This window comes from Pseudomonas alvandae (genome assembly GCF_019141525.1).
Taxonomy (GTDB): domain Bacteria; phylum Pseudomonadota; class Gammaproteobacteria; order Pseudomonadales; family Pseudomonadaceae; genus Aquipseudomonas; species Aquipseudomonas alvandae.
This window is the reverse complement of sequence record NZ_CP077080.1, coordinates 5575663-5600834: the sequence shown is the minus strand read 5'-3', so window position 1 is coordinate 5600834 and position 25172 is coordinate 5575663. Positions and strand designations below refer to the sequence as shown.

Annotated in this window: 25 protein-coding genes; 16 read left to right on the top strand and 9 right to left on the bottom strand. The window is 60.9% G+C overall.

The window, feature by feature from the left end; all coding sequences use genetic code 11:
• Positions 1-30 precede the first annotated feature (30 nt).
• Positions 31-1695, top strand: a complete 1665-nt coding sequence (gene ettA / locus KSS97_RS25005; protein ID WP_030140297.1) for an energy-dependent translational throttle protein EttA — start codon at positions 31-33, stop codon at positions 1693-1695.
• A 182-nt stretch (positions 1696-1877) separates the two neighbouring features.
• On the opposite strand, the gene KSS97_RS25000 is transcribed toward ettA, so the two are convergent.
• From KSS97_RS25000 to KSS97_RS24985, 4 genes are all read right to left on the bottom strand, one after another.
• The gene (locus KSS97_RS25000; protein ID WP_030140296.1) at positions 1878-2369 is read right to left on the bottom strand and encodes a GreA/GreB family elongation factor; all 492 of its coding nucleotides are present in this window, start codon (positions 2367-2369) and stop codon (positions 1878-1880) included.
• 70 nt (positions 2370-2439) lie between these two features.
• On the bottom strand, positions 2440-2796 hold the full coding sequence (locus KSS97_RS24995; RefSeq protein ID WP_030140295.1) for a hypothetical protein: 357 nt from the start codon (positions 2794-2796) through the stop codon (positions 2440-2442).
• A gap of 90 nt (positions 2797-2886) precedes the next feature.
• The gene (locus tag KSS97_RS24990) at positions 2887-4740 is read right to left on the bottom strand and encodes an Lnb N-terminal periplasmic domain-containing protein (protein ID WP_217860375.1); all 1854 of its coding nucleotides are present in this window, start codon (positions 4738-4740) and stop codon (positions 2887-2889) included.
• An 88-nt stretch (positions 4741-4828) separates the two neighbouring features.
• Positions 4829-5317, bottom strand: coding sequence for a DUF3015 domain-containing protein (locus KSS97_RS24985; RefSeq protein WP_030140293.1), 489 nt, complete (start codon positions 5315-5317; stop codon positions 4829-4831).
• Positions 5318-5591: 274 nt separating this feature from the next.
• Between KSS97_RS24985 and KSS97_RS24980 the strand changes: the two genes are divergently transcribed.
• The 4 genes from KSS97_RS24980 to bamJ all read left to right on the top strand — a co-directional run bounded on the left by KSS97_RS24980 (position 5592) and on the right by bamJ (position 10104).
• The gene (locus KSS97_RS24980; protein ID WP_202334965.1) at positions 5592-8030 is read left to right on the top strand and encodes a Lon protease family protein; all 2439 of its coding nucleotides are present in this window, start codon (positions 5592-5594) and stop codon (positions 8028-8030) included.
• A gap of 307 nt (positions 8031-8337) precedes the next feature.
• Positions 8338-8679, top strand: a complete 342-nt coding sequence (locus KSS97_RS24975) for a PA4575 family protein (protein ID WP_030140291.1) — start codon at positions 8338-8340, stop codon at positions 8677-8679.
• A 121-nt stretch (positions 8680-8800) separates the two neighbouring features.
• The gene (locus tag KSS97_RS24970) at positions 8801-9289 is read left to right on the top strand and encodes a TIGR00645 family protein (RefSeq protein WP_003205748.1); all 489 of its coding nucleotides are present in this window, start codon (positions 8801-8803) and stop codon (positions 9287-9289) included.
• Positions 9290-9486: 197 nt separating this feature from the next.
• Positions 9487-10104: a BamJ family beta-barrel-assembly machinery protein gene (gene bamJ, locus KSS97_RS24965; RefSeq protein WP_003205746.1), complete on the top strand. Its 618-nt coding sequence runs from the start codon at positions 9487-9489 to the stop codon at positions 10102-10104.
• A 162-nt stretch (positions 10105-10266) separates the two neighbouring features.
• On the opposite strand, the gene KSS97_RS24960 is transcribed toward bamJ, so the two are convergent.
• From KSS97_RS24960 to KSS97_RS24950, 3 genes are all read right to left on the bottom strand, one after another.
• On the bottom strand, positions 10267-10524 hold the full coding sequence (locus KSS97_RS24960; RefSeq protein WP_003205743.1) for a PA4570 family protein: 258 nt from the start codon (positions 10522-10524) through the stop codon (positions 10267-10269).
• A 202-nt stretch (positions 10525-10726) separates the two neighbouring features.
• A complete protein-coding gene (locus KSS97_RS24955) occupies positions 10727-11068 on the bottom strand; it encodes a zinc ribbon domain-containing protein YjdM (protein ID WP_030140290.1) in 342 nt (113 codons plus the stop codon).
• A gap of 236 nt (positions 11069-11304) precedes the next feature.
• Entirely contained in the window at positions 11305-12273 is a 969-nt protein-coding gene (locus tag KSS97_RS24950; RefSeq protein WP_030140289.1) for a polyprenyl synthetase family protein, read from the bottom strand.
• Between the two features lie 252 nt (positions 12274-12525).
• On the opposite strand from KSS97_RS24950, the gene rplU reads away from it, so the two are divergent.
• The 5 genes from rplU (at position 12526) to KSS97_RS24925 (ending at position 16421) form a co-directional block, all read left to right on the top strand.
• Positions 12526-12840: a 50S ribosomal protein L21 gene (rplU, locus tag KSS97_RS24945; protein WP_003176051.1), complete on the top strand. Its 315-nt coding sequence runs from the start codon at positions 12526-12528 to the stop codon at positions 12838-12840.
• A 35-nt stretch (positions 12841-12875) separates the two neighbouring features.
• Positions 12876-13133: a 50S ribosomal protein L27 gene (gene rpmA, locus KSS97_RS24940; RefSeq protein WP_003205738.1), complete on the top strand. Its 258-nt coding sequence runs from the start codon at positions 12876-12878 to the stop codon at positions 13131-13133.
• A gap of 190 nt (positions 13134-13323) precedes the next feature.
• On the top strand, positions 13324-14547 hold the full coding sequence (gene cgtA, locus KSS97_RS24935; RefSeq protein WP_039593902.1) for an Obg family GTPase CgtA: 1224 nt from the start codon (positions 13324-13326) through the stop codon (positions 14545-14547).
• Positions 14548-14828: 281 nt separating this feature from the next.
• Positions 14829-15947: a glutamate 5-kinase gene (proB, locus tag KSS97_RS24930; RefSeq protein ID WP_198798113.1), complete on the top strand. Its 1119-nt coding sequence runs from the start codon at positions 14829-14831 to the stop codon at positions 15945-15947.
• Positions 15948-15956: 9 nt separating this feature from the next.
• Positions 15957-16421, top strand: a complete 465-nt coding sequence (locus tag KSS97_RS24925; protein ID WP_030140286.1) for a CreA family protein — start codon at positions 15957-15959, stop codon at positions 16419-16421.
• A gap of 203 nt (positions 16422-16624) precedes the next feature.
• Here the strand turns inward: KSS97_RS24925 and rpsT are convergent, their stop codons facing one another.
• Entirely contained in the window at positions 16625-16903 is a 279-nt protein-coding gene (gene rpsT / locus KSS97_RS24920; protein WP_003185593.1) for a 30S ribosomal protein S20, read from the bottom strand.
• A 255-nt stretch (positions 16904-17158) separates the two neighbouring features.
• Between rpsT and murJ the strand changes: the two genes are divergently transcribed.
• The 6 genes from murJ to ispH all read left to right on the top strand — a co-directional run bounded on the left by murJ (position 17159) and on the right by ispH (position 24667).
• The gene (gene murJ / locus KSS97_RS24915; RefSeq protein WP_030140285.1) at positions 17159-18697 is read left to right on the top strand and encodes a murein biosynthesis integral membrane protein MurJ; all 1539 of its coding nucleotides are present in this window, start codon (positions 17159-17161) and stop codon (positions 18695-18697) included.
• 129 nt (positions 18698-18826) lie between these two features.
• Positions 18827-19765, top strand: coding sequence for a bifunctional riboflavin kinase/FAD synthetase (gene ribF, locus KSS97_RS24910; RefSeq protein WP_198798115.1), 939 nt, complete (start codon positions 18827-18829; stop codon positions 19763-19765).
• Positions 19766-19778: 13 nt separating this feature from the next.
• Positions 19779-22610 (top strand): isoleucine--tRNA ligase, encoded by a 2832-nt coding sequence (gene ileS, locus KSS97_RS24905; protein ID WP_217860374.1) that lies wholly within the window; start codon positions 19779-19781, stop codon positions 22608-22610.
• On the top strand, positions 22603-23115 hold the full coding sequence (gene lspA / locus KSS97_RS24900) for a signal peptidase II (RefSeq protein WP_217860373.1): 513 nt from the start codon (positions 22603-22605) through the stop codon (positions 23113-23115). Before ileS ends, lspA begins: the two co-directional genes overlap by 8 nt.
• A complete protein-coding gene (fkpB, locus tag KSS97_RS24895; RefSeq protein WP_217860372.1) occupies positions 23108-23545 on the top strand; it encodes an FKBP-type peptidyl-prolyl cis-trans isomerase in 438 nt (145 codons plus the stop codon). The genes lspA and fkpB overlap by 8 nt, the downstream gene beginning before the upstream one ends.
• A gap of 174 nt (positions 23546-23719) precedes the next feature.
• Positions 23720-24667, top strand: a complete 948-nt coding sequence (gene ispH, locus KSS97_RS24890; RefSeq protein WP_030140280.1) for a 4-hydroxy-3-methylbut-2-enyl diphosphate reductase — start codon at positions 23720-23722, stop codon at positions 24665-24667.
• Here the strand turns inward: ispH and KSS97_RS24885 are convergent.
• Positions 24621-25160: a GspH/FimT family pseudopilin gene (locus KSS97_RS24885; protein ID WP_030140279.1), complete on the bottom strand. Its 540-nt coding sequence runs from the start codon at positions 25158-25160 to the stop codon at positions 24621-24623. The two genes, ispH and KSS97_RS24885, sit on opposite strands and share 47 nt — an antisense overlap.
• Positions 25161-25172 lie beyond the last annotated feature (12 nt).

The window sequence follows — 25172 nt, the reverse complement described above, 5'->3', positions numbered from 1 at the left end:
TTTTCACCTGTCACTGACGCTAGGTTCACCATGGCTCAATACGTCTTCACCATGCATCGGCTGAGCAAAGTTGTTCCGCCGAAGCGGGAAATCCTGAAAAACATCTCCTTGTCTTTTTTCCCCGGCGCCAAGATCGGCGTACTGGGTCTCAACGGCTCGGGTAAATCCACCCTGTTGAAGATCATGGCCGGCGTCGATAACGAATTCGACGGCGAAGCCCGTCCGATGCCAGACCTGAACATCGGCTACCTGCCGCAAGAGCCTCAGCTGGATCCGACCAAGACCGTCCGTGAAGTGGTCGAGGAAGCGGTCAGCGTCATCAAGGACGCCCAGGCGCGCCTGGACGAGGTCTATGCCGCCTACGCCGACCCGGATGCCGACTTCGACAAGCTGGCCGCCGAGCAGGCCAAGCTCGAAGCGATCCTGCAGGCCAGCGACGGTCACAACCTGGACCGCCAACTGGAAGTCGCCGCCGATGCGCTGCGCCTGCCAGCCTGGGACGCGAAGGTCGAACACCTCTCCGGTGGCGAGAAGCGCCGCGTGGCCCTGTGCCGCCTGCTGCTGTCGGCCCCGGACATGTTGCTGCTCGACGAACCGACCAACCACCTGGACGCCGATTCCGTTGCCTGGCTCGAACACTTCCTGCACGACTTCCCAGGCACCGTGGTTGCGATCACGCACGACCGGTACTTCCTGGACAACGTCGCCGGCTGGATCCTGGAACTCGACCGCGGCGCGGGCATTCCATACGAGGGCAACTATTCGGGCTGGCTGGAAGCCAAGTCCGATCGTCTGGCCCAGGAATCCAAGCAGCAATCGGCCCATGAAAAAGCCATGAAGGAAGAACTGGAGTGGGTGCGCAAAGGCGCCAAGGCCCGCCAGTCCAAATCCAAGGCTCGCCTGCAGCGCTTCGAGGAAATGCAGTCCCAGGAATTCCAGAAGCGCAGTGAAACCAACGAGATCTACATCCCGGCCGGTCCGCGCCTGGGTGACAAGGTCATCGAGTTCAAGAACGTCACCAAGGGCTACGGCGATCGCGTGTTGATCGACAACCTGTCGTTCTCCATGCCCAAAGGCGCCATCGTCGGTGTGATCGGTGGTAACGGCGCAGGTAAATCCACGCTGTTCCGCATGCTGATGGGCAAGGAAACCCCGGATTCGGGCAGCATCGAGATCGGTGAAACCGTGCAACTGGCCTGCGTCGACCAGAGCCGTGAGGACCTGGACGGCAGCAAGACCGTGTTCCAGCAGATCTCCGACGGTTCCGACCAGATCCGCATCGGCAACTATGAAATCCCGTCGCGCACTTATGTCGGTCGCTTCAACTTCAAGGGTGGCGACCAGCAGAAGTTCGTCAAGGACCTCTCCGGTGGTGAGCGTGGTCGCTTGCACCTGGCGTTGACGCTGAAGGAGGGCGGCAACGTCCTGCTGCTCGACGAACCGTCCAACGACCTCGACGTCGAAACCCTGCGCTCCCTGGAAGAAGCCTTGCTGGACTTCCCTGGCGCCGCCATTGTGATCTCCCACGATCGGTGGTTCCTCGACCGTGTGGCGACTCACATCCTGGCGTACGAAGACGACTCGCAAGCGGTGTTCTTCGAAGGCAACTACACCGAGTACGAAGCCGATCGCAAGAAGCGCCTCGGCGAAGCCGCTGCCCAGCCGCATCGCGTACGGCACAAGAAACTGGCCTGATTGGGTCGGTTGCATGAACAACGGAGCCTTCGGGGCTCCGTTTTTCATGGAACAGCTTATCGAAGCGAAGACCGTGGCGAGGGAGCTTGCTCCCGCTCGGTTGCGCAGCAACCGCAAAAAAAAGCGAGGGCGGCTGTGCCACCCAGCGGGAGCAAGCTCCCTCGCCACGAACGCCTCGGGTTTTACTCCAATTCAATCGCCACCACCTCGATCGCCACATCCCCCGCTGGCCGCTTCCACACCACCTCATCCCCCACCTTGGCCCCCAGCAACGCCCGCCCCAGTGGCGAGCCCCAATTGATCAATCCTTTGGCCGCATCGGCCTGGTCTTCACCCACTAACTGCACTCGCTGTTCGTGATCCTGTTCATCGACAAAGGTCACCCAGTGCCCGATTCGCACTTGTTCGGACGAAGTCGGCGCAACGACCTGGGCGCTTTGCAGGCGCTGCTTGAAATAGCGCAGATCCCGTTCAAGGTCGGCGATCCGCTGCTTGTCCGCCAGATCCCCTTGGATCGCCTGCTGGCTGTGCAAGGCCTGCAACTCAGCGACCCGGGCCTGGAGCTGGACAAGCCCGGTGGGTGTGACGTAGTTGGGTTGCGCACTGATCTGGCGTTCGACCGGTTGATCGGCCTGGGCGGCGGCGTTGTCTTCGTTGACGAAAGCGCGACTCATAGGGTTCTCCTCTGTTGGAGTTTGGGCCATGGTCGCAAGGTTTTGGTTTCGACGAATGTCTCTGAGCGACTCACTGCGAGCGATAAGCCCGGGCGGCGTCGCGATCTTTTTCCTGTTGCCAGGCACGTTCGCGGTCGTCCCAGTGGCGTTCGCGATAGGCGTCACGTTCTTCACTCTCGCGCATGGCCTGGCATTGGCGAAAGCCGTCGCTCCAGCCCTCGGCGTAGCGCGCGTCCTTGAGATAACGCGGCACGTCCTTCCTGAACTGGCCGGTGATCGCGCCGGCGGCTTGTCGGCCGCTGCTGCAGCCATCGTCGAAACCGTCGGCGAAGGCCGGCGGATAACCTCGGGCGATCAAATCTTCATGGGTGGTTTCACAGCCGCCGAGCAACACCAACACACCCAGTACCACCGCCGCGCGCCACATGTTTTGCGTTCCTGCCCGATCCACTCATGACAGAAGTCTAGAAGCGGATTCGTCAGAACGGTGTGAAAGCGCGGTGATTAATCCGTTCGCTCAGTAGTGATACCACTTCACTTCAAGCATTACCTCATTCTCCGGCGAAGCCAGTTGGCTGAATTCGCGCTGGGCGCTCAGGCGCAGGCCGAGGTTGCGGGACAGTTCCCACTGCTGGTTCAGGCTCAGGCTACGGCGAACTTCGCCGTTGAAGAAATAATCGCCCTTGGCTTCCAGGCTCAAGTTGCCCAGCGGGTTTTTCCACAGCACACCGCTGTTGAATCCGGCGGCCGGGGCGATGAATTGGGCGAAATCGTTATTGTGCTCGACCCGTACGGTGCCCAGGGCAAAGCCCAACACATCGTCCCCCAACGCCCAAGTGCCGCCGCCACCACCATTGACGTGACTGACCAGCGTTTCATCGTCGTGCTTGCCTGGCACGCGTTCCAAGCCGCCAGTGACTTGCCAGGACAACGGCTGCAACAGCTCGTTGCGTGGGGTCAAGGAGCGAATGGTCGCCAGGTCCAGTTGCTGCACTTGCCAATCGTTGCCCTCGTATTGGCGCAGTTTCAATTGGAGGATTTCGATCTGCGCCCCTAGCGGGAAACTCTCTGCGTTGTCATTGAGGTCGTGATAGGCCATGCGCAGGCCGTACTCGCCAAACGCCCGGTCACCCCGCGTGCCCAGGCCTGCTTGCCAGGTGCGCGATTCGTGGCCGTCTTCGGGCAGGCCCGGTTGCGCGATGTCCAGTTCCGGCGCGGGGTTCTGGTTGATCGCCCGCAACAGTTCGAAGCTGCGTTGGGCACGCTGGGGATCACGCTCCTGGCCGTTGGCGCGATAACGCTCCAGGCGGTAGGCCGCGTCGATGATCAGCGCCTGGCGATCGCGCGGCAGCGCCTTGAATTCAGGTCGTTGCAGCTGCTGCTGGTCGGCGCTGACCTGCAGTACCCATTGTTGTTCGTCATCGCTGAGCGGTTCGGCGCGGCTGAGCAGCTCTCGTTCGCGGGACGGTCGATACTGGATGCTTTCCACCAGCCCGGCTTCTTTCACTGCCTTGACGGTGTCGGTGGGAATCGCCGTCAGCGGGAACTGTTCGGTCAAGCGCAGGCTGGGGCGCGCGACTTGCAGCAGTTCAAGCAGGCGATAGGAGCAGTTTTCGTCGAAGAAGAAGTAGTCGAACTGGATCTGCTTGAGTTCCCACACATGCTCGACCATGCGTTCGGTTTCCGCCTGGCTCAGGTTGAGGCGGTATTCCCACAGGTCGCGGTTCTCCAGGCTACGGTATTCGGAGAGTTTCTCCTGGTAGGGCACCAGGGCGAACAGGCCGGGATAACCGCCCATCAGACCCTTCCAGGCGTAAAGGATGCTGTTGTCCGAGCCTTCGATGTAGGCGCCGAAGTTGATCGCGTAGCTGAGCAGCGAGGTCTTGTCGCTTTGCACGTCGGCCTGGTCGATACGCAATAAGGTGTGACCGAACATCGAGGACGGGCTGTTCAGGTAGGCAGCGGGGAAGATCATCACCGCGCTGTGGGGCGAAACGTCCTTGAACCACTGGGTGTAATCGCTGCAGTTGACCGCAGGCAGGTTCGTCAGGCCGAGCTGCGCCTTCAGCCAGCGGGTGCGCGCCGGGTACACGCATTGGGCGTGTTGCTGGCCAGCGCTGGCCGGGCCGTACAGGGCTTGCAGCGTGGCGGTCAGCTCGCGGTCGGGATGTTCGTTGCCGTCGGGTGCGAGGAAGAATTTCTTGTCGCTGATGTAACTGCGCCAGCCACCGAGCTTGGCGGTTTCGTAGTGACCCAGGGAAATCCAGAAGCGGTCATTGGCCAGTTGCTGCAAACGTTGAGGGTCGACATGAGGCGCGGCGGACAGCGGGGCGCACACACAGAGCGCCAGCCAGGCAAGGCGTTTGAGCATAGTCGGCTACTTGGAAAGTCGAAAAATAAAGACCGGAGGGGCCCCAAAAAGAAAACCCGCTCCCCGAAAGGAGCGAGTGGTGTCGAGCTTAAGCTTGAGTTGCGTACTTGGCCAGGCGAGGGTCGTTTTTCAGCACGGCCAGGGTATTGGTATGCACGTCTTCTGCCGTCACGTCAGCCTTGCTGAAGATCTGCTGGAAGTGCTCGTGGGTCACAGCGGAGAAGTGTGCGCGATCTTCCGGCGCCACACCCAGTACCACGGCGTAGGTGGTCAGCGCTTCGCCCTGACCCTTGGCCATGTCTTCGGACAGCTCGTTCATCATGCCATTCATGGCCAGCCAGGACTTGCCACCGTAGGTCAGCGCTGCGTTGGTCGAGCAGCCGTTGGTGCCGGAGGTCATGCCGAAGGTGGCGTTGCCGGAAGTGCCGTTGGTGGTGGATGCGAGGAAGTGGGCCGGAGTGCCACGCTGACCTTCGAACAGCATGTTGCCCCAACCGCAATCCGGGCCGCCCGGCGCCTGAGCCATGGCGTTGATGGATACAGCGGTGAAGAGAGTACCGAGAAGAATCCGTTTCATAGCTATGTTCTCTTTATGTGCATACCAATGGACAGGGTCTGGCCCCTACAGCAGCCAGTGGGCCGGTTATTGTTCCAGCCGCGCAGTTTGGAGTTTAGGCACGATCCGAGGGTTCCGTGGCATTTTGCAAAAACATTACTGCAAACCCGTTGCTTGCGGGGCTCTGCCCTGGGTTGGTCCCTCGACTATGCTTTGGCCTCAGGCGCTCCTTGCCAGTCAGGTACGGGCAGCGCCAGAATGCCGCTATCTGCCCCGCCTGATGTAAGGAAGCCCGATGCCTGATCCTGTTGCTGCCAGCTTGCGTCTAGCGCCCGAAGCGCTGACCCGTCCGTTTTCCGCTGAACAGTTCAGCTTCTCTACCACCAATGATCTGGAGCCCTTCCGCGGTGTGCTTGGCCAGGAACGTGCGGTCGAAGCATTGCAGTTCGGTGTGGCGATGCCACGCCCCGGCTACAACGTATTTGTCATGGGGGAGCCCGGCACCGGCCGGTTCTCGTTCGTCAAACGCTACCTCAAGGCCGAAGGCAAGCGCATGCAGACCCCGTCGGACTGGGTCTATGTCAATAACTTCGATGAACCCCGCGAGCCGCGCGCCCTGGAGCTGCCGTCGGGCACCGCCGGCACCTTCATTGGCGATATCAATGGCCTGATCGACAACCTGCTGGCGACGTTTCCGGCGGTGTTCGAGCATCCGTCCTATCAACAGAAAAAAAGCGCCATCGACCGCGCCTTCAACCAGCGCTACGACCGTGCCCTCGATGTAATCGAGCGGCTGGCGCTGGAAAAAGATGTCGCGCTGTACCGTGACAGCAGCAACATCGCCTTCACCCCGATGAGCGAGGGCAAGGCCCTGGACGAGGCGGAGTTCGCCCAGTTGCCAGAGGCCGAGCGCGAGCGATTCCATGAGGATATTTCCGGCCTGGAGGAGCGCCTGAACGAAGAACTCGCCAGCCTGCCGCAGTGGAAACGCGAGTCCAACAACCAGTTGCGTCACCTCAACGAAGAAACCATCACCCTGGCCTTGCAACCATTGCTGGCGCCGTTGTCGGAGAAATACGCCGAGAACGCCGCCGTGTGCGGTTACCTGCAAGCCATGCAGGTCTATCTGCTCAAGACCGTGGTCGAGCAGTTGGTGGATGACAGCAAGACCGACGCCGTCGCCCGCAAGCTGCTGGAAGAGCAATACGCGCCGAGCCTGGTCGTCGGCCATCCGGCGAGCGGTGGCGCCCCGGTGGTGTTCGAGCCGCACCCGACCTACGACAACCTGTTTGGCCGAATCGAGTACAGCACCGACCAAGGTGCGCTCTACACCACGTATCGACAGTTGCGTCCGGGTGCCCTGCACCGTGCCAACGGCGGTTTCCTGATCCTCGAAGCGGAAAAAATGCTCGGCGAGCCGTTCGTGTGGGATGCGCTCAAGCGCGCCCTGCAGTCGCGCAAGCTGAAAATGGAATCGCCGCTGGGCGAGCTGGGTCGCTTGGCCACGGTGACCCTGACGCCGCAACACATTCCGTTGCAGGTCAAGGTCGTGATCATCGGCGCGCGCCAGCTCTATTACGCTTTGCAGGACCTGGATTCGGATTTCCAGGAGATGTTTCGCGTGCTGGTGGATTTCGACGAAGACATCCCGATGGGCGACGAGAGCCTGGAGCAGTTTGCCCAGTTGCTCAAGACCCGAACCTCGGAAGAGGGCATGGCACCGCTGACCGCTGATGCGGTGGCGCGCCTGGCCACCTACAGTGCACGCCTGGCCGAGCATCAGGGGCGCTTGTCGGCGCGGATTGGCGATCTGTTCCAGCTGGTCAGCGAGGCGGATTTCATTCGCCAACTGGCCGGTGACGAGATGACCGACGCCGGCCACATCGAACGTGCGCTCAAGGCCAAGGCTACCCGCACCGGGCGCGTTTCGGCGCGAATCCTCGACGACATGCTGGCGGGGATCATTCTCATCGACACCGACGGCGCGGCCGTGGGCAAGTGCAACGGGTTGACGGTGCTGGAAGTGGGCGACTCGGCGTTTGGCGTGCCAGCGCGGATTTCCGCCACGGTGTACCCGGGCGGCAGCGGTATCGTCGACATCGAACGAGAGGTCAACCTAGGCCAGCCGATTCACTCCAAGGGGGTGATGATCCTGACCGGATACCTGGGCAGCCGGTATGCCCAGGAGTTCCCGCTGGCGATTTCAGCCAGTATCGCCCTGGAGCAATCCTACGGTTATGTGGACGGCGACAGTGCGTCCCTTGGGGAGGCTTGCACACTGATCTCGGCCTTGTCGAAGACCCCGTTGAAGCAATGCTTCGCCATCACCGGCTCGATCAACCAGTTCGGTGAAGTGCAGGCGGTGGGCGGGGTCAACGAGAAGATCGAAGGCTTCTTCCGCCTCTGCGAAGCCCGCGGGCTAACGGGCGAGCAAGGGGCGATCATTCCCCAGGCCAACGTCGCGACCCTGATGCTCGACGAGAAAGTGCTGGCGGCCGTGCGCGCCGGGCAGTTCCATGTCTATGCCGTGCGCCAGGCCGACGAAGCCCTGAGCCTGCTGGTGGGCGAGCCCGCTGGCGAACCGGACGAGAACGGCGAGTTCCCGGAGGGCAGCGTCAATGCCCGCGTGGTGGAACGACTGCGGGTCATCGCGGAAATGATCAGCGAAGACGATATCAAGGAAGCGGAAAAGGAAATGGCGCAGCAGGCGCTGGTGGAAGCCAAGCCGGCTTGATGTTCTGATGGCGATCTAATTGTGGGAGCGGGCTTGCTCGCGAAAGCGGATTGTCAGTCGACATTGTCGTTGGCTGACACACCGCTTTCGCGAGCAAGCCCGCTCCCACAGTTCTTGTGGCTTCTTTAAAAAGGTGTCACCAGTTTGGCGCCAATATTCACACTATGACCGCTCGGCGTATTCTGGTCTCGAAATCCTTCGGTGCCGGAACTTTTCTCCTATCCTCAGTTCAAGGATAACGAGAGCCATCATTGGATCGAAACAGCCCCTCCCGGGCTGAATACCGGATCTACCGAGGGGCGCCGCCATGTCGCGCAACCTTTGCCTTACTCGTCAATGCCTCGGGCTTGTCACCCGCATCGAATGCGCTGTTCGCCCCCTTGCCGGCGATACCGGCATGTGGACCGTGCTCTTCGCCGCTGGAATGGCCGGTGAGCAACCCTCCGCCATCAAGGCCCAAGGGCCGTTCCCCGGGCCGACAGCCGCTGAAACCATCCTCGATACCATCGTCCAGAGCCTGACGACCCATGGCTATGAGCTGGCGGATGATCCGCAGATCTGGTCCCTGCATATGCAGGCACAACTGCGGGAAATCAACGGAGGCCGTTGTCGCAACGTCGGCGGCTTCGAGTACCGTCCGCTTCAGTGACGCATGCCTGGGCAGTAAAAAATTGACACAAGCGCCGGACCCCGAGGGAGGGGGCGGCGTTTGTGGGGCGGATCGTGGCTGATATACTCGCCGCGTTTTTTCAGCCCTGGTATGAGATTCAATGGAACGCTTTATCGAAAATGCAATGTATGCCTCCCGTTGGCTGCTGGCGCCGATCTACTTCGGGCTGTCCCTGGGCTTGCTGGCCCTGGCGCTGAAATTCTTCCAGGAAGTCTTTCACGTCATTCCCAACGTCTTTTCCATGGCCGAGTCGGACCTGATCCTCGTGCTGTTGTCGCTCATCGACATGGCGCTGGTGGGCGGCCTGCTGGTGATGGTGATGATTTCCGGCTACGAGAACTTCGTCTCGCAACTGGATATCGGCGATGACAAGGAAAAGCTCAACTGGCTGGGCACCATGGACTCGTCTTCGCTGAAGATGAAAGTCGCCGCGTCGATCGTGGCCATTTCCTCGATCCACTTGCTGCGTATCTTCATGGACGCCAAAAACGTCGATCCCGAACACCTGATGTGGTACGTGATCATCCACATGACCTTCGTGGTGTCGGCGTTTGCCATGGGCTACCTGGACAAACTGACCAAGCACTGAGCCATCCTCAGTGCCGACGCAGCGCCCGCCTGTCGAGAAACAGGCGGGCGTTGTCGTTTGGAGGGGAGGGCGCGTGAGCGGTTCGTCCGCGCCATGGCATCTGTGCTAGTCTGCTCGCCCTTTTGGTTCCGGGCGCTCCGGGAGGCGCTGTGGCACACACGGCAACTCTCGAGCCGTCCGCACAGCGGAGCAGCATCATGTCCGAAGTTAACCTGTCCACCGACGAAACCCGCGTCAGCTACGGCATTGGCCGTCAGTTGGGCGACCAACTGCGCGACAACCCGCCACCGGGTGTGAGCCTGGACGCGATCCTGGCTGGCCTGACCGACGCGTTCGCCGGCAAGCCTAGCCGTGTGGGCCAGGACGAGATGTCCGCCAGCTTCAAGGTCATTCGTGAAATCATGCAGGCCGAAGCCGCCGCCAAGGCTGAAGCCGCTGCGGGCGAAGGCCGTGCGTTCCTGGCCGAAAACGCCAAGCGTGAAGGCATCACCACCCTGGCTTCCGGCCTGCAATTCGAAGTGCTGACCCAAGGTGAAGGCGCCAAGCCGACCCGTGAGGATCAAGTGCGCACGCATTACCACGGCACCCTGATCGACGGCACTGTGTTCGACAGCTCCTACGATCGTGGCCAGCCAGCCGAATTCCCGGTAGGCGGCGTGATTCCAGGCTGGACCGAAGCGCTGCAACTGATGAACGCCGGCAGCAAATGGCGCCTGTACGTGCCGAGCGAGCTGGCCTACGGCGCTCAAGGCGTTGGCAGCATCCCGCCGCACAGCGTGCTGGTGTTTGACGTCGAGCTGCTGGACGTACTGTAAGACCCTGTCCGGTTTTTACAGCCGGACAAAAAACTGTGGGAGCGAGCTTGCTCGCGAAAGCGGATAGTCAGTCGACATCCTCGTTGCTGACGCACCGCCATCGCGAGCAAGTCGGATTGCCGCACCATCGCTCCCACAGGTTCTCCCACAGGTTATTTATGCTCATCCATGGAACCTGCCGCTGAAATCACCCGTCGGGCGCAACGCCCGGGCGTAGCAGAACAGGAACAGGTTTCGCACCAACTCCTTGAGCACCAGCGGTTCGCTGGAGTTGAGGCTGTTGAGGTCCAGGTCTCCCTGGTCCTGCAGCTCATTCAAGGCTTCTTCTTCCAGTACCGCGCAGACTTCCCCGGTTTCCCGATGCAGGATCCTCAGGTAGGGATGTGGGCGGTCCAGCCAGGCATCGATCAAATAAGTCATGGTTCTCATCTCCTTGATGGATTTGATGAGAATAATTCTTATTCGCTAAATAGCAAGTCTCTATTGGCGTGGCGATTGTTTTTCTGACGATGGGTCGTGATAGCGCGAATTGGCGCGGATTGGCCAAGCTTGCGCAAGATAGGGCTTTAAGCGAGAAGGGGGAGCCATCCCACGCGGGGCGCGGGATGGGAATACAGCAAGATCAGACTTTTCTGACGAACTCGGATTTCAGCTTCATCGGGCCGATGCCGTCGATCTTGCAGTCGATGTCGTGGTCGCCATCGCACAGGCGGATGTTCTTCACCTTGGTGCCGACCTTGACCACCAGCGATGTGCCCTTGACCTTGAGGTCCTTGATCACGGTGATGGTGTCGCCGTCCTGCAGGACGTTGCCGACCGAATCTTTCTTCACGGTGTCGTCGGAAGGCGCTTCAGCTTCGCCGCTGGCGGACCATTCGTGGGCGCACTCCGGGCAGACCAGCTGGGTGCCGTCTTCGTAGGTGTATTCGGAATTGCATTTAGGGCAGGGAGGCAACGTGCTCACTAGGGTTCCTTGAGTATCAGGAGGGCAAAAGGGCGCACATTATATAGGGTTTTGTCGCGAAAGAGGGGGGGTACTGCGTTCGGAGAACCTGTGGCGAGGGGATTTATCCCCGCTGGGCTGCGCAGCAGCCCCAAGAGAGCTCAAACCAATCTACCTGGAACACCGGAATGTAGCTTTTAGGGCTGCTTCGCAGCCCAGCGGGGATAAATCCCCTCGCCACAAAAAAGGCCGGTGTGTCAGTGAGTACGGGCGACCGCAAACTCGCTCAGTTCCACCAGTGCATCGCGATACTCGCTGGCCGGCAGCGCATCGAGGCACTTGATCGCGCGGGCGACATAGTCCCGGGCCAGTGTCGCGGTGTATTCCAGCGAGCCGGAGGCTTCGACCGCGGCACGGATACGCTCCAGGTCTTCGATCCCGCCTTTCTGGATCGCCTGGCGCACCAGCGCTGCTTGTTCCGGCGTGCCTTCGCGCATGGTGTAGATCAGCGGCAGGGTCGGCTTGCCTTCGGCCAGGTCGTCACCGACGTTCTTGCCCAAGGTCTCGGCATCGCCCTTGTAGTCCAGCAGGTCGTCTACCAGTTGGAACGCAACGCCCAGGTGATCGCCGAAGGTGCGCAGGGCTTCGCTCTGCTCGGCGGTGGCGCCGGCCAGGGCTGCGGCGCTGTGGGTCGAGGCTTCGAAAAGCATCGCGGTCTTGCCGCGAATGACTTCCATGTAGGTTTCTTCGGTGGTGCTGGCATCGCGCACCTTGGACAGCTGCAGCACTTCGCCCTCGGCGATGATGCGCGTGGCCTGGGACAGGATCTTCATCACCGGCATCGAACCCAGCTCGACCATCATTTCGAACGAGCGCGAGTACAGGAAGTCGCCCACCAGCACGCTCGGGGCGTTGCCCCACATGGCGTTGGCGGTCGAGCGGCCACGGCGCATGCCGGACATGTCGACGACGTCGTCATGCAGCAGCGTCGCGGTGTGCAGGAACTCGATGGTGGCGGCCAGCAGGCGCATGTCGTCGCCTTCGCGACCCAGGGCCTTGCCGCACAGCAGCACCAATAAAGGACGCAGGCGCTTACCGCCAGCCGAAGTGATGTAGTCGCCGATTTTCGATACCAGCGGCACGCGGGAAGTCAGCTGCTTCTTGATGATACCGTCGACGGCACTAAAATCGTCCGCCACTGCGCGGTAGAAAGCTTGGGGTTGCATCAGCGACAGGCGCTCCAGAAGGGTTGCGCGGCATGCTAGGACCCACGTCCTGGCCTGTCAAGGCGCATGCTTCTGCAGTGCGGGGCGGCTACTTGCAAGGCTCGGTCAGCTTGCGTACAATCGCGCACCCTGAACTTCCTGGGCAGCACCTGCCTTACGCAATTGCATCCGGGCCTTCCAGCCCATGCAGCCATGCCAGCCAATACCTCTTCTTATAAAGCGCTGGGTGAGCAGGATTATCGGAGAAATACCATGTCGTACGCAGTAATTGTTACTGGTGGCAAGCAATACAAGGTCGCCCCAGGTGAATACCTGAAGATCGAAAAACTGGAAATCGCTACTGGCGAATCCGTGACTTTTGATCGCGTTCTGTTGGTCGCCAATGGCGATGACGTGAATATCGGCGCTCCAGTCGTTGCTGGCGCTACCGTTGTGGCTGAAGTGATCTCCCAAGGTCGTCACGATAAAGTCCGCATCATCAAGTTCCGTCGCCGTAAGCACCACATGAAGCGTATGGGCCACCGCCAGTGGTACACCGAGATCAAAATCACCGGTATTCAGGCTTAATTTCAGCCTAATTCCTCACTAGGAGAATTGAACTCATGGCACACAAAAAAGCTGGTGGTAGTACCCGTAACGGTCGCGACTCAGAAGCCAAACGCCTTGGCGTGAAGATGTATGGCGGCCAGGCTATCAAAGCAGGCAACATCATCGTGCGTCAGCGCGGCACCCAATTCCACGCTGGCTACGGCGTGGGCATGGGTAAAGATCACACCCTCTTCGCTAAAGTCGAAGGCGTGATCAAGTTCGAAGTGAAAGGCGCCTTCGGTCGTCGTTACGTAAGCGTTATCGCAGCTTAATTGCGAGACCGCTGGAAAAGCCCTGTCTTGCGACGGGGCTTTTTCGTTTGTGGGGTGAGTCTCTTGCAAAACTGTTTGTATGGGCTGTCGGCGCTGCGGTTGGGCGTGTTTTGAGGTCGCTGCGCTCATTTTTGCAAGAGTCTTATGTCTTGTTTTTTTCGGCTCGTCCGTACGGCGAGAGGCGTGTGTCATGAAGTTTGTTGATGAAGTATCGATTCGAGTAAAGGCTGGCGACGGCGGCAATGGCTGCATGAGTTTCCGTCGGGAAAAATTCATTGAAAATGGTGGTCCGAACGGTGGTGACGGGGGTGATGGCGGCTCGATCTACATGCTCGCCGACGAAAACCTCAACACCCTGGTGGACTACCGTTACACCCGGCACTTCGATGCCGAGCGTGGCTCCAACGGCGGCAGCACCGACTGCACCGGCAAGAAAGGTGAAGACCTGATCCTGCGCGTGCCGGTTGGCACCACGGTGATCGACTCCGCCACCCAGGAAGTCATCGGCGACCTGACCAAGGCCGGTCAGCGTCTGCTGGTGGCCCATGGCGGTTGGCACGGCCTGGGCAACACCCGTTTCAAATCCAGCACCAACCGTGCGCCGCGCCAGACTACGCCAGGCAAGCCCGGCGAGCAGCGCGACCTGAAGCTGGAAATGAAGGTGTTGGCCGACGTGGGCCTGCTGGGCTTGCCGAACGCCGGTAAAAGTACCTTCATCCGTTCGGTCTCTGCAGCCAAGCCGAAAGTCGCCGATTACCCGTTCACGACCCTGGTGCCGAACCTGGGTGTGGTCAGCGTTGACCGCTGGAAGAGCTTCGTGATCGCCGACATCCCGGGGTTGATCGAAGGGGCTTCCGAAGGTGCGGGCCTGGGGATTCGCTTCCTCAAGCATTTGTCTCGTACCCGCCTGTTGCTGCACCTCGTCGACATGGCACCGCTGGATGAAACCAGTGCTGCCGATGCTGCCGAAGTCATCGTCAACGAGCTGACCAAGTTCAGCCCGGCCCTGGCCGAGCGCGACCGTTGGCTGGTGCTGAACAAGTGCGACCAGATCCTCGAAGAAGAGCACGAGGAGCGGGTCAAGGAAATCGTTGATCGCCTGGAGTGGGAAGGTCCGGTCTATGTGATCTCGGCCATTGCCAAGGAAAACACCGAGCGCCTGTGCCACGACATCATGCGTTACCTGGAAGATCGCGCCGACCGCCTGGCCAACGACCCGGCCTACAAGGAAGAGCTGGCAGAGCTCGACCAGCGCATCGAAGACGAGGCTCGCGCGCAGTTGCAGGCGCTGGACGACCAGCGTGCGTTGCGCCGCAGTGGCGTCAAGTCGGTCCATGACATCGGCGACGACGATTGGGACGAAGAAGATGTGGATGACGAGGACGGTCCGGAAATTATCTACGTCCGCGACTGATGCTACTCAGTTGAAACCAAGGCCTGTGGGAGCGAGCTTGCTCGCGATAGCGGTGTGACAGCCGGTATCAATATTGCTGACCCCTGCAATCGCGAGCAAGTCGGATTGCCGCACCATCGCTCCCACAGGTTCAAGTGTTTCGGTGCGGTGTTATCATCGCAACCAGCCGGTTTCCAAGGCGCCGCTCAATCGAGCGGCGTTTTGGTATCTGTAGAACGCAAATACGAATAATCCCATGGGCGGCGCTGGGTCGCGCCGTTCGCTGGCAAAGGTTGAAGAAAATGCGGAGCAAGGTGACGGGTGCGCAGCGCTGGGTCGTGAAGATCGGCAGTGCACTGCTGACAGCGGATGGCAAAGGCCTGGATCGCCAGGCAATGGCGGTGTGGGTCGAGCAGATGGTGGCCTTGCATGAGGCTGGCGTCGAACTGGTATTGGTCTCGTCCGGGGCCGTGGCCGCCGGTATGAGTCGCCTGGGCTGGACGTCGCGACCCAGCGCGATGCATGAGCTGCAGGCTGCTGCCGCCATCGGCCAGATGGGCCTGGTCCAAGCCTGGGAGTCGAGCTTTGCCGAGCATGGCCGCCACACGGCGCAGATCCTGCTGACCCATGACGACCTGTCCGACCGCAAGCGCTACCTCAATGCCCGCAGTACGTTGCGAGCGCTGGTGGAGCTGAAAGTCATCCCGGTGATCAACGAGAACGACACCGTAGTCACCGACGAGATCCGTTTTGGTGACAACGACACCCTGGCTGCATTGGTGGCGAACCTGGTGGAGGCGGACCTGCTGGTGATTCTCACGGACCGCGACGGCATGTTCGATGCCGATCCGCGCAACAACCCTGACGCCAGGCTGATCTACGAAGCCCGTGCCGACGACCCGGCGCTGGATGCGGTTGCTGGTGGTACCGGCGGGGCGCTGGGGCGCGGTGGCATGCAGACCAAGCTGCGCGCTGCGCGTCTGGCCGCCCGTTCCGGTGCTCATACCATCATTGTCGGTGGGCGCTTGGAGCGGGTGCTGGATCGCCTGAAGTCAGGCGAGCGCATCGGCACCTTGCTCTCGCCAGAGCGCGGCATGCTGGCGGCGCGCAAGCAATGGCTGGCTGGGCATCTGCAAACCCGTGGCACGTTGGTGCTGGATGCCGGCGCTGTGTCGGCCTTGTCCCAAGGCAACAAAAGCCTGCTGCCGGTGGGTGTGAAGTTGGTCCAGGGCAGTTTCCGCCGCGGCGAAATGGTCGTGTGCGTGGCGCCGGACGGTCGCGAGATCGCCCGTGGCCTGGCGAACTACAGCGCGCTGGAGGCGCAGAAAATCATCGGTCAGTCGTCTGATGCGATTGTCGGCTTGTTGGGTTACATGGCGGAGCCCGAGCTGGTTCACCGTGACAACCTGATCCTCGTCTAAGGAAAAATCATGGGTTTGGCAAAAGGATTGATCGGCTTGCTGTTGGCAGTGCCGCTGCTGGCTTCGGCCGAAGAAATCGGTCAGGTCTCGACCGTGTTCAAGTTTGTCGGGCCGAACGATCGGATCGTGGTCGAGGCGTTCGACGACCCTAAGGTCGATGGCGTGACCTGTTACCTGTCGCGAGCCAAGACGGGTGGGGTGAAGGGTGGTCTTGGGTTGGCCGAGGATCGCGCCGAGGCGTCCATCGCCTGTCGCCAGGTTGGGCCGATCAGCTTCAAGGGCGAGCTCAAGGACGGCGAAGAAGTGTTCCGCGAACGCACTTCGCTGGTGTTCAAGACCATGCAAGTGGTGCGGTTCCTTGATAAGAAGCGCAATACGCTGGTTTACCTGGTCTACAGCGACCGGGTGATCGAGGGCAGTCCGCAAAATGCGGTGACGGCGATTCCGATCTTGCCTTGGGCTCGGGCTCAATAACCTGCACTAAATGCCCTTGTGTGGGAGCGATGGTGCGGCAATCCGACCTGCTCGCGAATACGGTGTGTCAGCTGGCATCAATGTCACTGGCAGATCGCATTCGCGAGCAGGCTCGCTCCCACAGTTTTTATTTGAGGTGCGGCTGGTAAATCACAGGCAATAAAAAACCGACCCTGAGGTCGGTTTTTTAATGAGCGCGTCGCTTAGGCAGCAGCGGCAACGTTCAAGGCCTTTACGTGGCCATTCAGGCGGCTCTTGTGGCGAGCGGCCTTGTTCTTGTGGATGATGCCTTTATCGGCCATGCGGTCGATAACTGGCACAGCCAGAACGTAAGCAGCTTGTGCTTTTTCAGCGTCTTTTGCGTCGATGGCCTTGACTACGTTCTTGATGTAGGTACGGACCATGGAACGCAGGCTGGCGTTGTGGCTGCGACGCTTCTCAGCCTGTTTTGCACGTTTTTTGGCGGAAGGTGTGTTGGCCACCGTCGAGCTCCTCGAAAGACTTTTTAGGAAATAGCAAACAAAATAGGCCGCGAATCATGCCGATGAGTTGAGGTCTTGTCAAGGGCGGGGTGACACGTTCCGCTGAATGGCAGGTGCGGCGTACCGAATGATTTCTTTCCGGCGTGCGACCTGTAAACTCGCGGGCTTTGGCGCTGTGCTGTTTAGCGGCGCGGAGTATCGCACAAGTGGGCGCATTGTTCGCCTGCTGTTTATCGACAGGCAAAAACTCTTTTCATGAACCTGCTCAAATCGTTGGCTGCCGTCAGCTCTATCACGATGCTTTCCCGCATCCTGGGATTCGTTCGCGATACGTTGATCGCCCGGATATTCGGTGCCGGAATGGCCACCGACGCTTTCTTCATTGCGTTCAAGTTGCCCAACCTGTTGCGACGGATCTTCGCCGAAGGGGCGTTTTCCCAGGCCTTCGTGCCGATCCTGGCGGAATATAAAAGCCAGAAGGGCGACGAGGCGACCCGTACCTTCATTGCCTACGTAACCGGTCTGCTGACGCTGGTGCTGGCCTTGGTCACGGCCGCCGGCATGCTCGCCGCGCCCTGGGTGATCTGGGCCACCGCACCCGGTTTCACCGACACGCCGGAAAAATTCCAGCTCACCTCTGACCTGTTGCGGGTGACCTTTCCTTATATATTGCTGATTTCCCTGTCGTCCCTGGCCGGCGCGATCCTCAACACCTGGAACCGTTTCTCCGTGCCGGCCTTTGTGCCGACGCTGCTCAACGTCAGCATGATCATCTTCGCGGTGTTCCTGACGCCGTACTTCGATCCGCCGGTGATGGCGCTGGGTTGGGCGGTGTTGGCGGGCGGCCTGGCGCAGTTGCTCTACCAACTGCCGCACCTGAAGAAGATCGGCATGCTGGTGCTGCCGCGTCTGAACTTGCGCGACAGCGGCGTGTGGCGGGTCATGAAGCAGATGCTGCCGGCCATCCTCGGCGTCTCGGTGAGCCAGATTTCCCTGATCATCAACACCATTTTTGCCTCGTTCCTGGTGGCGGGCTCGGTGTCGTGGATGTACTACGCCGACCGCTTGATGGAATTGCCATCCGGCGTGCTGGGCGTGGCGCTGGGCACGATCCTGCTGCCGACCCTGGCCAAGACCTACGCCAGCCAGGATCGCCATGAGTATTCGCGGATCCTCGATTGGGGCCTGCGCCTGTGTTTCGTACTGGTCCTGCCTTGTGCCCTGGCGCTGGGGATCCTGGCCGAGCCGCTGACGGTTTCGCTGTTCCAGTACGGTCAATTCAATGCATTCGATGCCCTGATGACCCAACGGGCGCTGATCGCCTACTCGGTGGGGCTGCTCGGGATCATCGTGATCAAAGTCCTCGCGCCGGGCTTCTACGCCCAGCAGAACATCCGTACGCCGGTGAAAATCGCCATCTTTACCCTGTGCATGACCCAACTGTTCAACCTGCTGCTCATCGGTCCGCTGGCCCACGCCGGCCTGGCGCTGGCGATCAGCGCGGGTGCCTGTCTAAACGCCGGGCTGCTGTTTTATCAACTGCGCAAGCAGAAGATGTATCAACCGATGCCGGGCTGGGGCAAGTTCGGGCTCAAGTTGCTCGTCGCCGTGGCGGTGATGTCGGCGGTGCTGCTGGTCGGGATGCATTTCATGCCGGCTTGGGGCGAAGGCGTGATGCTCGAGCGTTTCCTGCGCCTGGGTGTGCTGGTCGTGGCGGGCGTGGTGGCGTATTTCGGCATGTTGCTGTTGATGGGCTTCCGTTTGCGCGACTTCAATCGCAAGGCCTTGAGCTGACAGGTTGCCCCTGATAATCCAGGGGCGGGCGGCGGTTTTGTCGGTTCGATCACTTTGGGTTACGGTGTTGCCTGTCACCGACCGCCGGGTGTGGTTATAATCGGCCACTTTATGAGCAAGAAGCGCGTTATGCAGCTGGTTCGAGGCCTCCACAACCTGCGTCCCCGGCATCGGGGCTGTGTCGCCACTATTGGCAACTTTGACGGTGTTCACCGTGGCCACCAGGCTATCCTGGCGCGGCTGCGCGAGCGTGCGCTGGAATTGGGCCTGCCCAGTTGCGTGGTGATCTTCGAGCCGCAGCCCCGGGAGTTTTTCGCCCCGGACACCGCTCCGGCCCGTCTGGCCCGGTTGCGGGACAAACTGCAATTGCTCGCGGCCGAAGGCGTCGACCGGGTCCTGTGCCTGGCTTTCAACCAGCGCCTGAGCCAGCTCAGTGCCGCCGAATTCGTCGATACCATCCTGGTGGATGGCCTCGACGTGAAGCATCTGGAAGTCGGTGACGATTTCCGTTTCGGTTGCGACCGGGCAGGCGATTTCGATTACCTGCAACAGACCGGCGTCGCCCGGGGCTTCACCGTCGAAGCGGCGCAGACCGTCGAGATGGATGGTTTGCGCGTCAGCAGCACCCAGGTCCGCAACGCCCTGGCGGCTGCCGACTTCGCATTGGCCGAGCGCTTGCTCGGTCGGCCGTACCGGATTGCCGGGCGGATCCTGCACGGGCAGAAGCTGGCGCGCCAATTGGGCACGCCAACGGCCAACGTGCAACTCAAGCGCCGTCGCGTGCCGCTGACCGGGGTGTTCCTGGTGAGTGTCGACATCGACGGCAAGACCTGGCCCGGCGTCGCCAACATTGGCGTTCGTCCTACGGTGCAGGGGGATGGCAAGGCCCATCTCGAAGTACACATTCTGGATTTTGCCGGCGATCTGTATGACCGGCGTTTGACGGTGGTTTTCCACCAGAAGCTGCGTGAAGAGCAGCGTTTTGCCTCTCTGGAGGCGCTCAAGACGGCGATCCATGCAGATATCGCCGCCGCCCGTGCCCTTGTCGCAACCAGCGCCAATCGCTAATGAAGAGCCTTAAATGACCGACTATAAAGCCACGCTAAACCTTCCGGACACCGCCTTCCCAATGAAGGCCGGCCTGCCTCAGCGCGAACCACAGATTCTGCAGCGTTGGGACAGCATTGGCCTGTACGGAAAGTTGCGCGAGATTGGCAAGGATCGTCCGAAGTTCGTCCTGCACGACGGCCCTCCGTACGCCAACGGCACCATCCACATCGGTCACGCGCTGAACAAGATTCTCAAGGACATGATCATCCGCTCCAAGACCCTGTCGGGTTTTGACGCGCCGTATGTCCCGGGCTGGGACTGCCATGGCCTGCCGATCGAGCACAAGGTCGAAGTGACCCACGGCAAGAACCTGGGCGCGGACAAGACCCGCGAGCTGTGTCGTGCCTACGCCACTGAGCAGATCGAAGGGCAGAAGTCCGAATTCATCCGCCTCGGCGTGCTGGGCGACTTCGCCAATCCGTACAAGACCATGGACTTCAAGAACGAAGCCGGTGAAATCCGTGCCCTGGCGAAAATCGTCGAGGGCGGCTTCGTGTTCAAGGGGCTCAAGCCCGTGAACTGGTGCTTCGATTGCGGTTCGGCCCTGGCCGAGGCGGAAGTCGAGTACGAAAACAAGAAGTCCTCGACCATCGACGTCGCGTTCCCGATCGCCGATGAAGACAAGCTCGCCGCGGCGTTCGGCCTGGGCAAGCTGGCCAAGCCCGCATCGATCGTGATCTGGACCACCACCCCGTGGACCATCCCGGCCAACCAGGCGCTGAACGTCCACCCGGAATTCAACTACGCCCTGGTAGACGTTGGCGACAAGCTGCTGGTGCTGGCCGAAGAGCTGGTCGAATCCTGCCTGGCCCGCTACAACCTCGACGGTTCGGTGATCGCCACCGCCCCGGGTTCGGCGCTGGAGCTGATCAATTTCCGCCATCCGTTCTATGACCGCCTGTCGCCGGTGTACCTGGCCGATTACGTGGAACTGGGCGCAGGCACCGGCGTGGTTCACTCCGCGCCGGCCTATGGCGTCGACGACTTCGTGACCTGCAAGAAATACGGCATGGTCAATGACGACATCCTAAATCCGGTGCAGAGCAATGGCGTGTACGTGCCGTCGCTGGAGTTCTTTGGCGGCCAGTTCATCTGGAAAGCCAACCCGGCCATCGTCGACAAGCTGACCGAAGTCGGCGCGCTGCTGCACACCACTGTCATCGAACACAGCTACATGCATTGCTGGCGCCACAAGACCCCGCTGATCTACCGCGCCACCGCACAGTGGTTCATCGGCATGGACAAGCAGCCCACCAGCGGCGACACCCTGCGCCAGCGTTCGCTCAAGGCCATCGAAGAAACGCAGTTCGTTCCGGCCTGGGGCCAGGCGCGCCTGCACTCGATGATCGCCAACCGTCCGGACTGGTGCATCTCCCGCCAGCGCAACTGGGGCGTGCCGATCCCGTTCTTCCTGAACAAGGAAAGCGGCGAGCTGCATCCACGCACCGTCGAACTGATGGAAGTCGTGGCCCAGCGCGTCGAAGCCGAAGGCATCGAAGCCTGGTTCAAGCTCGATGCCGCCGAGCTGCTGGGCGACGAAGCACCGCTGTACGACAAGATCAGCGACACCCTGGACGTCTGGTTCGACTCCGGCACCACCCATTGGCACGTACTGCGCGGTTCGCACCCGATGGGTCATGAGACCGGCCCGCGCGCCGACCTGTACCTGGAAGGTTCGGACCAGCATCGTGGCTGGTTCCATTCGTCCTTGCTGACCGGTTGCGCCATCGACAACCACGCGCCGTACCGCGAGCTGCTGACCCACGGCTTCACCGTCGACGAGTCCGGCCGCAAGATGTCCAAGTCCCTGGGCAACGTGATCGCGCCGCAGAAAGTCAACGACACCCTCGGCGCCGACATCATGCGCCTGTGGGTCGCGTCTACCGACTACTCCGGCGAGATGGCCGTTTCCGAGCAGATCCTACAGCGCAGCGCGGACGCCTACCGGCGCATCCGTAACACCGCGCGTTTCCTGCTTTCCAACCTGACCGGCTTCAACCCGGCCACCGACCTGCTGCCGGCCGAAGACATGCTCGCGCTGGACCGCTGGGCCGTGGATCGTACCCTGTTGCTGCAACGCGAATTGCAAGAACACTACGGCGAGTACCGTTTCTGGAACGTGTATTCCAAGATCCACAACTTCTGCGTCCAGGAGTTGGGTGGTTTCTACCTCGACATCATCAAGGATCGCCAGTACACCACCGGCGCCAACAGCAAGGCCCGTCGTTCCTGCCAGACTGCGCTGTTCCACATCAGCGAGGCGCTGGTGCGCTGGATCGCGCCGATCCTGGCGTTCACCGCCGATGAGTTGTGGGAATACCTGCCGGGCGAGCGCAACGAGTCGGTGATGCTCAACACCTGGTACGAGGGCCTGACCGAACTGCCGCAAGGCTTCGAGTTGGACCGTGCGTATTGGGATCGCGTGATGGCGGTCAAGGCGGCGGTCAACAAGGAAATGGAGATCCAGCGCGCGGCCAAGGCCGTCGGTGGCAACCTGCAAGCCGAAGTGACCCTTTATGCCGAAGATGCCTTGAGCGCCGACCTGGCCAAGCTGGGCAACGAACTGCGTTTCGTGCTGATCACCTCCACCGCCAGTGTCGCGCCGTTGGCGCAGGCTCCGGCCGACGCCGTGGTGACCGAAGTGAGTGGCCTGAAGCTCAAGGTGGTCAAGTCGAGCTTCGTCAAGTGCGCCCGTTGCTGGCATTGCCGCGAAGACGTCGGCGTGAACCCGGAGCACCCGGAAATCTGCGGTCGTTGCGTCGACAACATCAGCGGCAGCGGCGAGGTTCGCCACTATGCCTAATGCAGCGGGCCGTTTCGGTCGGTTGGGCTGGCTCTGGTTGAGCTTGCTGGTGCTGGTCATCGACCAGGCCAGCAAGTACTACTTCGAGAACGCGTTGACCATGTACCAGCAGATCGTGATCATTCCCGACTACTTCAGCTGGACCTTGGCCTACAACACCGGAGCGGCGTTCAGTTTCCTGGCCGACAGCTCAGGCTGGCAGCGCTGGCTGTTCGCCCTGATCGCCATCGTGGTCAGCGCCGTGCTGGTGGTCTGGCTCAAGCGCCTGGGGCGCAATGAGACCTGGCTGGCCGTGGCGCTGGCGCTGGTCCTCGGCGGCGCGTTGGGCAACCTCTACGATCGGATTGCCTTGGGCCATGTGATCGATTTCATCCTGGTGCATTGGCAGAACCGCTGGTATTTCCCGGCGTTCAACTTTGCCGACAGCGCCATCAGCGTGGGCGCCGTGATGCTCGCCCTGGATATGTTCAAGAGCAAGAAAACCGGAGAAGCCGTCCATGACTGAGCAGCGTATCGCTCAAAACACCGAAGTGAAGCTTCACTTCGCCCTGCACCTGGAAAACGGCAACACCGTCGATAGCACCTTCGACAAGGCGCCGGCGGTGTTCAAGGTCGGTGATGGCAACTTGCTGCCGGGCTTCGAAGCGGCGATCTTCGGCTTCAAGGCCGGCGATAAGCGCACCGTGATCGTGCCACCGGAAAACGCCTTTGGTCAGCCCAACCCGCAAAACGTGCAGACCATGCCACGCTCACAGTTCCAGGACATGGAGTTGTCCGAGGGCCTGCTGGTGATTTTCAATGACGCGGCCAATACCGAATTGCCGGGTGTGGTTAAGGCATTTGACGATGCCCAGGTGACCGTTGATTTCAATCATCCACTGGCGGGCAAGACCTTGAATTTCGAAGTGGAAATTCTTGAGGTCAAGGCGGTTTAGGATTTAACAGGCAGTTCCTGCTGCCACCCGATTCACTGTGGGAGCGAGCGTGCTCGCGATGGCGTCGGATCAGTCAATATTGACGTTGGCTGATATACCGCCATCGCGAGCAAGCTCGCTCCCACACTGGATTGCATTGATTCAATCTCTTGCGCGCAAGACACGAGGCACAGCATGCAAATCAAACTCGCCAACCCCCGTGGCTTCTGCGCCGGCGTGGACCGGGCGATCGAAATCGTCAACCGCGCCCTGGAAGTGTTCGGGCCGCCGATCTACGTGCGCCATGAAGTGGTGCACAACAAGTTCGTCGTCGAGGACCTGCGCAGCCGCGGGGCTATTTTCGTCGAGGAACTGGACCAGGTGCCGGACGACGTCATCGTGATCTTCAGTGCCCACGGTGTTTCCCAGGCGGTGCGTACCGAAGCCGCCGGCCGTGGCCTGAAAGTCTTCGACGCCACCTGCCCGCTGGTCACCAAGGTCCACATCGAAGTGGCGCGCTACAGCCGTGACGGCCGCGAATGCATCCTGATCGGCCACGAAGGTCATCCGGAGGTCGAAGGCACCATGGGCCAGTACGACGCCAGCAACGGCGGCGCCATCTACCTGGTCGAAGACGAGGAAGATGTGGCGGCCCTGCAGGTACGCAACCCGGAGAAGCTCGCCTTCGTCACCCAGACCACCCTGTCCATGGATGACACCAGTCGCGTCATCGACGCCTTGCGTTCGCGCTTCCCTGCCATTGGCGGGCCGCGCAAGGACGACATCTGCTACGCGACCCAGAACCGTCAGGACGCGGTCAAGCAACTGGCCGACGAATGCGACGTGGTCCTGGTCGTCGGCAGCCCGAACAGCTCCAATTCCAATCGCCTGCGTGAGCTGGCCGAGCGCATGTCCACCCCGGCCTACCTGATCGACGGCGCCGAAGACATGCAACGCAGCTGGTTCGACGGCGTCGAGCGGATCGGCATTACCGCCGGTGCCTCCGCCCCGGAAGTCCTGGTGCGCGGTGTGATCCAGCAATTGCAGGCCTGGGGTGCAACCGGGGCTGACGAGCTGGCCGGTCGCGAGGAAAACATCACGTTCTCGATGCCGAAGGAACTGCGCGTCCGCTCCCTGCTTTGAGTCCTTTTGCACACAGGGCCTGCTCGGCCTCGATACTTTCCAGGCGGACGCGGCCGGACGGCGCCAATATCACTTGGTGATGGCTGACCGGCCGGCGTTTGGCGCACACATGCAGCGTGCCGGCCTGGAATGAGCCATTGGAATGCAGGGCCTCTCCCTGGCTGCCGAACCTGATCCTGCGCTTGACCGTCGAGTTGCCAACTACCCGAGCGCTGCTCCTGCGCTCCTTCAACAAGGTCTTCTCCTTGTCGTCCAGCATGATCCGCCAGCCTTTGCTCCAATCGTTATCTATTGCGTGTATCAACACCCGGCAGTTACGCGTGATGGCTTCACTGCGGGCGCTGCGCAATCCGCTGAGCAGTAGCTGCGCGGTGTCCTCGCGTTCGATGGATTCGATCAGTTGGGTGTAGCTTGTACTGGCCAACGGCAGAACAATTGCGGCAATTGCCAGTCCGATGAGCAGTTCGATCAGGCTGAAGCCTTGTTGATACATGACGTCTCCTCC